Annotated in this window: 13 protein-coding genes; 2 read left to right on the forward strand and 11 right to left on the reverse strand. The window is 38.4% G+C overall.

Translation table 11 applies throughout. From position 1 onward, the window contains the following. Window positions 1-240: 240 nt before the first annotated feature. The 5 genes from HWQ38_RS22750 to HWQ38_RS22770 form a co-directional block, all read right to left on the reverse strand. A complete protein-coding gene (locus HWQ38_RS22750) occupies window positions 241-504 on the reverse strand; it encodes a hypothetical protein (protein ID WP_292798112.1) in 264 nt (87 codons plus the stop codon). 12 nt (window positions 505-516) lie between these two features. Continuing rightward, a complete protein-coding gene (locus HWQ38_RS22755) occupies window positions 517-837 on the reverse strand; it encodes a hypothetical protein (RefSeq protein WP_292798114.1) in 321 nt (106 codons plus the stop codon). Window positions 838-962: 125 nt separating this feature from the next. Next, complete coding sequence (locus HWQ38_RS22760) at window positions 963-3,023, reverse strand: serine protease (RefSeq protein ID WP_292798116.1); 2,061 nt, start codon at window positions 3,021-3,023, stop codon at window positions 963-965. Window positions 3,024-3,037: 14 nt separating this feature from the next. After that, window positions 3,038-3,358: a CU044_2847 family protein gene (locus HWQ38_RS22765; protein WP_292798118.1), complete on the reverse strand. Its 321-nt coding sequence runs from the start codon at window positions 3,356-3,358 to the stop codon at window positions 3,038-3,040. A 208-nt stretch (window positions 3,359-3,566) separates the two neighbouring features. Then, entirely contained in the window at window positions 3,567-4,091 is a 525-nt protein-coding gene (locus HWQ38_RS22770; RefSeq protein ID WP_292798120.1) for a hypothetical protein, read from the reverse strand. 763 nt (window positions 4,092-4,854) lie between these two features. On the opposite strand from HWQ38_RS22770, the gene HWQ38_RS22775 reads away from it, so the two are divergent. Next, the gene (locus tag HWQ38_RS22775; protein ID WP_292798123.1) at window positions 4,855-5,100 is read left to right on the forward strand and encodes a hypothetical protein; all 246 of its coding nucleotides are present in this window, start codon (window positions 4,855-4,857) and stop codon (window positions 5,098-5,100) included. Between the two features lie 164 nt (window positions 5,101-5,264). Here HWQ38_RS22775 and HWQ38_RS22780 read toward each other — a convergent pair whose 3' ends face one another. The 3 genes from HWQ38_RS22780 to HWQ38_RS22790 form a co-directional block, all read right to left on the reverse strand. After that, window positions 5,265-6,158 (reverse strand): GTPase, encoded by an 894-nt coding sequence (locus HWQ38_RS22780; RefSeq protein WP_292798124.1) that lies wholly within the window; start codon window positions 6,156-6,158, stop codon window positions 5,265-5,267. A gap of 167 nt (window positions 6,159-6,325) precedes the next feature. Beyond that, a complete protein-coding gene (locus HWQ38_RS22785) occupies window positions 6,326-7,291 on the reverse strand; it encodes a hypothetical protein (protein WP_292798126.1) in 966 nt (321 codons plus the stop codon). Window positions 7,292-7,374: 83 nt separating this feature from the next. Next, window positions 7,375-8,418, reverse strand: coding sequence for a protelomerase family protein (locus HWQ38_RS22790; RefSeq protein ID WP_292798128.1), 1,044 nt, complete (start codon window positions 8,416-8,418; stop codon window positions 7,375-7,377). Window positions 8,419-8,650: 232 nt separating this feature from the next. Between HWQ38_RS22790 and HWQ38_RS22795 the strand changes: the two genes are divergently transcribed. Next, window positions 8,651-8,812 carry a hypothetical protein gene (locus tag HWQ38_RS22795; RefSeq protein WP_292798130.1) on the forward strand — a complete coding sequence of 54 codons (162 nt, stop codon included), beginning with the start codon at window positions 8,651-8,653 and terminating at the stop codon, window positions 8,810-8,812. Window positions 8,813-8,876: 64 nt separating this feature from the next. Here HWQ38_RS22795 and HWQ38_RS22800 read toward each other — a convergent pair whose 3' ends face one another. From HWQ38_RS22800 to HWQ38_RS22810, 3 genes are all read right to left on the reverse strand, one after another. Continuing rightward, window positions 8,877-9,179: a hypothetical protein gene (locus HWQ38_RS22800; RefSeq protein ID WP_292798132.1), complete on the reverse strand. Its 303-nt coding sequence runs from the start codon at window positions 9,177-9,179 to the stop codon at window positions 8,877-8,879. A 118-nt stretch (window positions 9,180-9,297) separates the two neighbouring features. Next, window positions 9,298-9,819, reverse strand: coding sequence for a GIY-YIG nuclease family protein (locus HWQ38_RS22805; RefSeq protein ID WP_292798135.1), 522 nt, complete (start codon window positions 9,817-9,819; stop codon window positions 9,298-9,300). A 4-nt stretch (window positions 9,820-9,823) separates the two neighbouring features. Next, on the reverse strand, window positions 9,824-10,879 hold the full coding sequence (locus HWQ38_RS22810; RefSeq protein WP_292798137.1) for a hypothetical protein: 1,056 nt from the start codon (window positions 10,877-10,879) through the stop codon (window positions 9,824-9,826). Between the last annotated feature and the right edge of the window lie 110 nt (window positions 10,880-10,989).

Here is a 10,989-nt window from a genome sequence, read left to right on the forward strand (position 1 = left end):
CCTCTAGTATACGCATACATATCCCCTAGTATACGCATACATATCCTCTAGTATAGTTATTATGTATGTGTTATCCCTCTCGTATAGTTATTATGTATGCGTTAACCCTCTCGTATAGCTATGTATCAATTATTGGATTTGCATCTATTATTTAGTGGCTATGTATAGGGATATCCGCGATCGCTCCAAATAGACGGCGTGGGTATTGGGCTTTGCCGCGTCTCCTGTGGGCAATCGCTCCTAATTGCCAGCGCGGTTATCCGGCGTAGTGGGTTTGACTGGCAACTGCGTTGCCGAGCGACGGCGGCGTTGCCGCGTCTCCTGTGGGCGATCGCTCCCAATTATCAGCGCGGTTATCCGGCGTTCGGCGTAGTGGTGGCAATGGTCAGCGCAGTTATCAAAGTATCCGGTGTGGTGGCGTGGTAGGTTTGACTGGCAACTGCGTTGCCGAACGACGGCGGCGTTGCCGCGTCTCCATGCGATCGCAATCTCTGGGTTAATCAAGGTGAAAGTTCCTCATCTTGTTATATTAATCCTTTGAGAATATATAACAGGTTGTGGATTTACAATAGCTTGCTCATCTTGCAATAGAGATACTCTTGCCAATTCACCAGCGATAACCCGTCTGACAATATCATCAACACAAGCGCTCATATTTGCGTTGGCGTCGTGTTTTTTCAGCCATTTGAATGTCGTTGGTAGCAGTGAGAGATTAACTCGCACCTTACTTTTGCGTCGTGCGATCGCACCGAGCGAGAGTTTGGCGAGATGACTTTGGGCGTGGTCTGGGATCGTGATATGGCTGCAAACAGAAGTAGTAACATTAAGGCGTTTCAACTAGCCAAAAGTAAGGATTTTCTCTAATGTAATGTTTAAATTCACCAAGTACATATTCTGGACAATGGTTTTAGCCGTTGCGTGGCGGCTCACGTCATACGCGCTACTTTCCCCCTAACAAATATTCATCTAGCACGCTGATAGGAGGTAACACCGCCTCCTGCTAATCCTATCAGCGTTGACGTTGATATTAACGAAATATGTACAAATACCCCTGCCGCTTCTAGCATTAATTGAACTATGTTGATAACAAAGGGCAGAAAATTAATTGCATGTTTAAAGTCAGTAAATAACAAATATGTATATGTAATTATTATAATAAGTAAAGGAAGTATGACTGGAAATAGTGTTACACCTATGATATAGGAAGTAATTGATATAAGGCTTACTACTCCTCCCCCCCTACGTCCTGTGACTCTTGATACTACTATCGCAACCAAGTTTCCTATTAAGATGAATCCCAATAGTAAGAAAATTGATACTAAGGAAGAAATTATACTGATTCCTGATATTTTAAATAGAATGATATTGAAGAAAATAGTGGTAATGATACCAATAACTAATGCTAGGAAACCCAAAGCTGCAACCCCAGTTCCCAGCAATAAAGCTATTAGAATCTCTTGTCTTGTTAACCTAGAATGATTTAACCCTCTTATCGGTTGCGTAAACTGTCTTACCCTTCCGGGTCTTCTTGGAATTTTAATATATGGTCTAAATTGTTCATATATATCAACCTTTTTTTCTCTAGCTAGATCAAGAAGATTTTGAATTTGTAATTCTCTATGCGTATACTCTATGAGCTTGTCAATAATTTCAGATTGACTGTCATTTGAAATAATTTGTTCAAATACTGGTCTGAAATTTTCAGAACAAATAGTAACTAACTCCTCACGGGTAAATCCTCTATTCAGAAATTCTCGGATCTTATCTAAGTAGTATCTTTCCTCCAAAGTCTCAATTACATAAACAATACCAACATTATTCATCAGTACTCTGTCAGTTTCATAAAGCTCTATTAGCCTATCTAGAGAAGTTGAAGGTAGTTCTATTATAAGTTTCACGCTTCCTTTTCTCGCTTCCTTCGCCTTAATTTCTTCACGAGATATGTTCAAAACCCCAGCTAAAGCGCCTATAGCAGCTTCTCTAACTTCAGGTGAAAATTGTGACATATCCTCAAATATAAGTTCAATTTCACATTGACTTGTAACCGGGGCAAAAGCTTTTTCATGTCTAATTCTAAAGATTTTAAGACAAGGAAAGTATTCACAAATATTAAATATTTTTTTATTGTCGTATGAGCTATGTTTAGAATATTGGTTTATCTGTGCAATAAATTTTTTATATTGTCTTGGAGAAAGTCTCTCAATATAATTTAACAATTTATCTGCTTCATTAGACTGATGGCAATAATTGATTAAGTAATTAACTTGAATTAGAAAAGGAAGATCCTTACTGAGGATCTGGGGAAAATTTTTAGCAATAAATAATGAAAATTGATTTTCATTAAGAAAAACAACTTTTATTAGCTCCCGAACTGCCACTAAATCATATGGCTTTTCCCTTAAAAAAGCAGACGGCATTTCAGTCCAAATCTCTCTTAAGTAGACTAAAGGTACTGCTTGACCTGAATGACCTTGACCTTCTGAATGACTGACAACACCTATCACAGTAAGGCTTCTATTATCTATAACAGGTGAACCACTAAGACCTGGCTGCAATGTGGATTGATCATAAACTCTCAATTGCCAAGCATCAATAAATTTTGCCTGGTATCTTGATTTTAGTTTCACTGATTTTACCAAAGACCCGTTAATTTTCTCCAACTTGTACTGTTTACTGTGTTTATCGTATAACCGACAACCATAAATTATAAAACTCCAACCTGATTTGCCAAAAATCCCCAACGGAAGGATAGAATTATCCAAAGGAGTTTCAACTTTAAGCACAGCTAAATCATGAGCATGACCATCTGGACTTTGGGCAATTACGGTGGCTGAGTAGGTGTCAATTTTTACTTGTTCTCTTCCACCTACTTTACTAACTACATGAGCGCAGGTCAATATGTAAGTTGCCGACAAATCCTTTAAAATTACAAATCCAGTACCAAATGACTCATTTTCAGGATCTTTGCTGGTAAGTAAAACAATTGAAGAGCTATAGATAGGATCGTCTTGAATCAGACTCATTTAGTTTGGTTCTGTTAACTTTTACTATTATTAGGTTTCAGGATTAGTTTGACTGTCAAATTAGCATTTGCCTTTGACTTAGTGATATATAAATTTCCTTCTCCCTCAAAGCTAAACCCAATTTGAACTTCGGCTTTGTCAATAGTCATTTCCTGATTGAGTTCTTTCCATGCAGATGCAATAGGTTTACAGGTCTTAACTAAAATGGGCTTGATTTTATCAAAAGTTGCATCAACCTTATCAGCAAGCCCTCCGGAAATTTGGCGAGCCTCATCGTCTGGTACTTCAACCTCAACTAAAGTTCCATCATTTAGTCGAATAAGCTTTGTAGGCATTTACGTTCGTGTAAAAAGTAGTAATCCTATTCTTATACCAAATTTCTACTGCTATTTACATTGATTGGGAGAAAAGGTGGTCATTTAGCGGAATTTTTTTTTATTATCTGGTAATTCTTTACGTCAAAATTTGACAATAGTAAATCCTGTTTTAATATCATGCCGTAGTGCAACTACAAAATTTACTACAATACCACTCTGTACTAACTTAATTGCTCCTTTGATAAGTTCCTTGACTGATGGTATTTATGTTACCTCCAACTTGATTAAGTGTAAGTGTTTGTTCATTACTTGGCTCAGAAAATGACTCAACGATATACTCACCATGCTCATTATAGGTTTCTGTTGGCGCGATTTGGCTTATAGAAAAACCACAACCCTCATAATCGGTAACAGAAAGAGTTAGGGGTTTAAATGTTATTTTATTTCCAGTTATGCTAAAATTACCGTTTGTATTTCTATAACTAAACGTCGCACAGTAATCATATATACCCCCTGGTCTTGTGGTAATTTCTACTGCTGAAGTGTAAGTACCATCATTATAAAAACTGAGTGTTTCCGTAGTTTCAGTATCGTTTGTAGAATTAGATACGTCAATCTTCCAAGCAGTTACGAGTTGAGGTGTAGATTTCGCTAAAACTTTAGGACATAAAATTCCTATTGCTATTGATGCACCTACAAAAAAGCTACCGCCAGTTTTTAAAATCTGGCGTACTGAAAAATTATTAGACATATTACTCTTCAGGTAGATGAATGGAAAAATTTTAGGTTTTTTATACAAACCCTCGAAAAGGGGGATTATTGATTTTACGACTGAGAAGACCTAAATATTGCGTAGCTTGGGGTAGTGAGTACACTGTTATTAAACATATCATTGATTAGCCATTTTAAAACCAAGCGATCGCAAATCTGGGGCTACTTACGGCTCAATGTCATTTTGATAGCAGTTGACAGGCGTTGTGGCGTAGTGGTAAGGGTTGCGTGTCGTTTGCCGCGTAATCATAACAACCCCACTAATATAGGTCAAATGCGTAATTCTTATTTTTTACGCTTCTGGCGTTTTCCAAAAAATCAAGTATCGTCGCCTGAAAGCTTTACTCTGTATAGCTTACAGCCTACGCCTGACCCTACTTAGATAAAATTCAGTTTTTATAACATAAAATAAAAAACTACTACTGAGATAAGCCCAAAAATGATAATTCCCCACGGCGATCGCTGTAGGGAATCCTGGGGTTATTCGGTTTTGTGGCGAGGGCGGGGTTAGTCCTCAACTTCAGAATTGTTTAACAACTCGTGTAGACGGCGTATGTTCTCTGGTTTGATCGTTAGGAGCGTGGGTTCACTCGCACTGTTCTCTAGGAGTTGGCGTAAGTCATCCTCAGCTATCCATTAAATTCCTCAGCTATCCATTAAATTCCTTAGTGTTCATACAGCTTGACGTAGAATTATATATAAGTTATTACCGATAGTGTTGGATATAGTTAAATGTAATAAATATGGACAACAATCAGATAGACAAAGTTTTTGATATTGCTTCTAAATTGATCCAAAGCTCTGAAGAAAAATTAACGGTTTATTCCTTGATTTTTGATGAAGCAGGTCTTAGTGATGCTGAGTTAGAGCAAACTTTAGTATTCTTAAAAGACATTGATTTAATTTCATTTACAGCTAAAGTTTTTAATGCTGTAGATCCGATTTATTTGACTCATAAAGGTAGGCAGAAATATCTACAATTAAGGTAAGCTAGAGAGTAATCAAATTAATTCCTTCAAGAGCGATCGCGCTCAACCATCAAAATAAAACCCTGTGCTACGCAAGGTAATACGGGGTGAGAATTGGGATAATGGAGGAATGGGGGATTAATCGAAGTCGTCTGACTTAATTTACATAAGGCGTATTTTAAATATCACCACCAGGGGAAAAGTGTTTTGGCAAAAAAGTTGACTACCTGACCAACAATAGTTAGATCGTATAAAGAACCAGCGATTCTTCCACTATTTTTACCTACATCTCCAAAGAATAATTCTCCGATTCCTTCTCCCCAAGCTTCAAAAAAACCTCTTTTGGCTTCCTCCTTTGATTTCTCTGAGCGATTTTCGTCTTTTACAGCATTCACAAAGCTTACCTTTTTTTCTTTGGGGATTGCATAGGTGATTGTCTCTACAAGCGTTATTAAGTTATATTTACCAGCACTTGATACAGGAATAACGGTTTTGCTGTCAATACCAAATATTTGAGCTACAAATTTTATCTTGGCATCAATATTTTCTTGTTGTTCATGCCCAGGAATACAGTTTTTTCTGTCCCAATCCCAGGAGGGGTCAACTTTATCAATTTGGTTAAGCACAATGATAAAAGGCTTGCCTTGTACCAAGTGAGGCTTGATGACGTTGTGATAAAACTCTTCATCAGAACTAAAAGCTCTGTCATCAGCTTTTAGAACCCACAAAACCACGTCTAATTCTGGTAACTGTTTAGAATATAAAGCCTTATATTCAATATCTCGCTCTCTACTTTCACCGATACCAGGTAAATCAACTAGTTGAATATTTCCTGAACCGAAACGTATTGAATATTCCTGAGCTTCTCGTGTACAACTCTCAACGTGACTAATAGGTGCAACATATTCCCCAAAAAGAGCATTACAAAGGCTTGACTTACCTACACCAGTTTTACCAAGAATACCGATTTTTGGCTCATAATTAAACTTTTCATAAATAAAAGATTTGATTTTTTCTGCTTGTTCTGGTAGTAGTTGGTTAAGCGGGTTGAATGCGCCGAGTATATCCTGGATATTCATGATGAATTACACCATCTCAAAGAAGGGTTAAGTGTAGTATTCCCAAAATTTAATATACTGTTACGCTTGTGTATTAAAACCCATACAGATTATAAAAATGTCGGGAAATACCTCTTTCCCGACATCAACTTAAAAACGCTTAAAAGCTAGACATAGCCCAGGCTTCGCTACACCAAAACCAGTCCGTCTGGTACAAGTGCCACTAAATCAATCTCTAAATCAATTTTGCGACCGCCACCTTTGCGATTGTCGTAGGGATTTAAATCATGTTTGGCGTTGTGGTCGTCAAGTCTGGTTTGATAGTTCTCTAAAATCGCCTTGATAGTAGCTGGCTTGCTGCCTGTAAGCGATTGTATAGCTGTCTGGGTAATCATCCATTTTTGGCTTTTCTCAGTGCAAGTATTATTGTGCATTTCCAAAGCGTATATAGCCCGTCTTGCCAGTTCATCAGCCCTACCAGGGTGAGTTTTGTAAGAGTCGCTTTTTAATTCTTCTGTAGATACTGCTGTCAAGTCTTCTGAAAATTGCTTAACTTTACCAGTGATGGTTTTAGCATAGACTTGGCAAGCGCGGCGTACAAAATCAGCGAGTTTTATGCCGGAGTGAGCGATCGCGGCTTCTACCATCTGCTGAGTATCCGCATCTAATTGCAATTGTGAAATATTCATATCATTAAGAGTGATTTCTTTTTCGGTTGATTTTACACTTTGAGATTTTTTCTTAGTCTGTGACTTAGGCTGTTTCTCTAATTGCGTTTCTGGCTCAAGTCGTAGTTCTGATTTTTCAGCCTGTTGCTGTGCTTTCCATTGCTGTCTAGCTTCATCCCCTACAGCGTCCCATTCTTCAGTTGAAAGAGTTAAATATTTAAGGGCTAAATGCTGATATCGCTCGATATTGCCCTTACCTTTATTAGTGGAATACTGCCAAGGATATTCTTGAGTTTCGGTATCAGGGAAAGCTTCTAGAACTGCCTTACGTACTTTGGATAATGGAGTTCTGCGGCTATTAGGCTCCTCATAAGACTCCCTAATTTGGTCAATTACTGCAACTGCCAATTTTTGAATAGTTGACTCTTTTTCGACACTACCCAGTTTTTTAACTAACTCTTGCCCTACCTCATCCCACTTAGCCATAATCAAAACATCTGTTTAATTGATTATCCCTATACTAACCCTCTTATATAAATAATGTCAAGAGGGTATGTATAGGGATTTTATTAAATACGGGTAATCGTTCCGGGCTTGATAACGTAACGCTCGTAGACTTCGATAGTACTAAGATCCCAGTCGCCCAGTATTTCTCTAGCAAACTCTACAAAATCATAATTATCCAGTTTGCCGGATTTATTAACTACCGATGCCCTTAAATATGCAGCACGAAACTTGTGATAAGTGCGGTCATCTGTGGGAAAAATATCCCACTGTTTACAAGCTTCATTTAAGGTTTTGCTAAACCGTCTGTTAACCCGTTCGGGGTCTTCAGTTTGTGGGAATCGTTTACCTTTTTCATCAAGCCACTGCAAGGCATAACAAACTAAATCAGCAGGTAAAAGAGTAGGTATTTTAAAAGTGACATCCCGGAGTAAAACATCTTTATTGTTTTGTCTAACTCTACGTTTTTTACCTTTCAACTGACCCTTAAAAGCCAGTGTGTAAGTGTCTATTTTTTCAAAGGTGGCGGATAGATGCACTTCACCCATCCGGCGGCCTGTTGCAAGTGCGATCGCACAACTTACGTTAAGCCAATTAGCATCTTCACCTTTTTTAATATCGTTCAAAATATTGTAGGCATACTTTAAAGAGTCTGTTAGCTCAATTTCGATCCTATTTATTGGCTCCCTACGCACTGCAACAGTTTCTTTGTATTTAGTTTTTACATTTTCTCTGTAACTTCTAAATTGGAAGCTTAGGGCATCGCCAAAATGAGTAATGATTGTGAGTACTGGATTATAAAGAACATCGTCTTTTAAATCAGTCTTGGCAGCGCTTTTGAGTGCTTTTTTCAGTTTTGTAATTTGTGTTGTTGCTGTTCCAAATTCTTTTTCATCTTCTGGGCGGTCGTCTGGATAAGTCAGTTTTAAATTTTTCGCTTCAATCGCCGCTAACTGTTCCCAGCCAAGTAAAGCTTCGGTGTGTTTACCCTTTTTACGATCCCTCATCTTGTAAGGTGCGATCGCCTCAAACTGTGGCAGTAACCATTGAACGCGCTCATCAACATAAGTATTTTTTAAATCTTCTGAGTCTTCTAATTGCCTTGACATCTCAGTATTCCTTAGTTACTTAAATCAAATTTCGTATATTTAGATAGTAACCAAGGAATAAGCTTATGTCAATACATACTAGCTTGTATAGCTATAAAGATTTTCAGGGTGAATCAGAAGATTAATCAAATATCCCTATACATCAAGACTTGTCAATATATTAATAAGAGGGTTAGTATAGGGATAAGAAAAGGCGGCTGCTAACCGCCACACATTAAATAAGGTTGTTCTCATGTTACTCACAATTGCTAAACCTCAACAATTCCAAGCACAAGAAGACTACTTTGACGGAGAATTTGACGCGGCGATCGCACTCCCACCGAAAACAACTGAAGGCGAGTACTGGCGCGGATATCTCGCCAAAATAAACCAGACGGGTAACACACCGTTCTAAAACCCAAAGGGTAGGCTCACAACCTACCCTTCATTTTTTGGGCGTGAGAGGATGAGGGCGATGCCTAAGAATCATTAAGCCAAGGGCATGAAAGCTGTTCAACTTCCTCATCTGAAACAATTTCAGGTTTACCAAATTTATTAACTATGCTTGCTGGAATCAATGATTCTCTATATTTGTTTTCAACCTCTGGTGATTCCTCAACCCATTCGTACTGAATAAAAACTTCCTCTGGGATATCTAAGGACAAAACTACATCGCCAAATGCACCCTCATTCGCATCTATAGGAAAGTTGGAGAACCATACCCCAGTGTGAAACTCTCCAGTCATATAAGTACCTGTGCCGTCTTTAAAGCCTTCCTTCATAATTACCTCGCTTGCATTTGTGCGATGGTAAGTCAGCATTTTCACTTCTTTGTATGTTTAGTGTTTTCTCAATCACATTTAATTAAGCCAGTTTCTAGCACAATCTCAACACCTACCCTTAATTTTTGATTTTATGTTTTGCATCCTGCAACAGAGGTTGGCTCTCTGGCTGATGAGAAAAACCTAACTGAGTTCCAGCGATCGCCCCCACGAACAATACCCCAATCATGCTGAAAATGATTAGCTTAATTGGCAAGTCACTAATGCTGAAAACATACAGCGATCGCTTCTCAAACTCCCAATTAACCATCATAAATTGCACGGTATTAAAATCAAACCATTCTTGGCTTTTGATTAAGTCAACATTACATCGGCTAAATTGTTGATGCAATTCGCCCTCTACATCTGCCATGTCCTCTACGTAAATAGTCTTGAGAATTCTTACGTTGCAAGGTGGTTGATTTCGGTGAAAGTTATCAAGTCTAGCTTCTGGGTTACGAGATAACCCAATTTTGCAGCGACGGAGGTAACAGCCAGGAATTAGCCCGTGATATCCCTCCGCTTCCATTAAATAAATAAACCCTGGCTCATGGTCATTTTTGGGCTGATAGACAATTGTTGAAATATCATCAAAATTCATATATTTATTTCCAGATTATCTTATTGCTAACTGTGCGGTTTTTGCAGTCTAGACAACGATATCTATCATCATTTTGTACCCTTAAATTTGTGCTTCCACAGTGGGGACAGTGGGGACTTGTGCCAGATTGGGAGCTACCCTCTATAGTCGTTTTTGGTGGCAAGCTTACCATTTGACTATTGCTTGCTGTATAAGGGTTTGAGCTTTCAGATTCTAGCCCGTTGCCAATCGTGCCAGGGGACTTGGCAAGCCTTGCCAGTCGCTTTGTCTCTTCTATTTCTTGATAGTTAAAACTAACTCTATCTAGATTAGGTAAAAAGTAAAGCTTAGGTGAGCGAGAGTCAACTACTAAGGCTACTCTTAATAATCTGGTATCATCGGTAACTAACTCGTTTTTCTGGTCGATATATTCTTCTATAGCGTCTAAGTTACGGGTCAACTTAGCCAAGTTAGACTCGCTGTTTTTCCCCTTCCCGTAGGTATTTAGGTAATGTCTAATTTTGGAAATGCCAATGATTATCTCGGTGAACAGTGATCGATCATCATTGGTAAAACCTGGGATTTGTTTGGTCATCACAGATTGACCCGACACAATCCAGCCGATGTTATTGTGTCCAAACTGTTTAAAAATCTTCTTAAGGTTTTCACCTGCCTTGTATGGTTCACTGCAAGAATTCAGCGTATTATCTAATTCATCCCATGCCCAAATTTGAAAGAAGCTAGCAGCATACTGGGTGTTTTGCAGCCGAAATTTTCCATCATCCAAGCAATCATCAAAAGATTTAATCGCGGCTGTGGTATCGCCATATTTAAGGAAATGCTCTAATGGATAATTGCTATCTTTGAGTGAAGCAACAGCACCGGGGTAAGATACCGTAACCAGAGTGTGAGGTACTTTCTCACCCTTCCCGGTATTGCCGCGAGTACATCCAGCTTTGACAATTTCGCTAATCATTACCGCAGTGGTTGGGGTTTTACCAACGCCGGGATCTGCTATCAGCCGATAGCGGATTGGGTGACTGACTACATAGTTAATAAATTCGTCAGGAGTCCCAACCATCAACTTAATTGGTTCTTCAGTACTTGTTATGCTAAATTATTAGTTACAAATTCAAAAGGATATTAAAAATTGTATTAAAAAATTACTAAAAGCATTGCAATTATTGACAT

It is taken from the genome of Nostoc sp. NMS7 (genome assembly GCF_017115085.1).
GTDB lineage: Bacteria > Cyanobacteriota > Cyanobacteriia > Cyanobacteriales > Nostocaceae > Nostoc.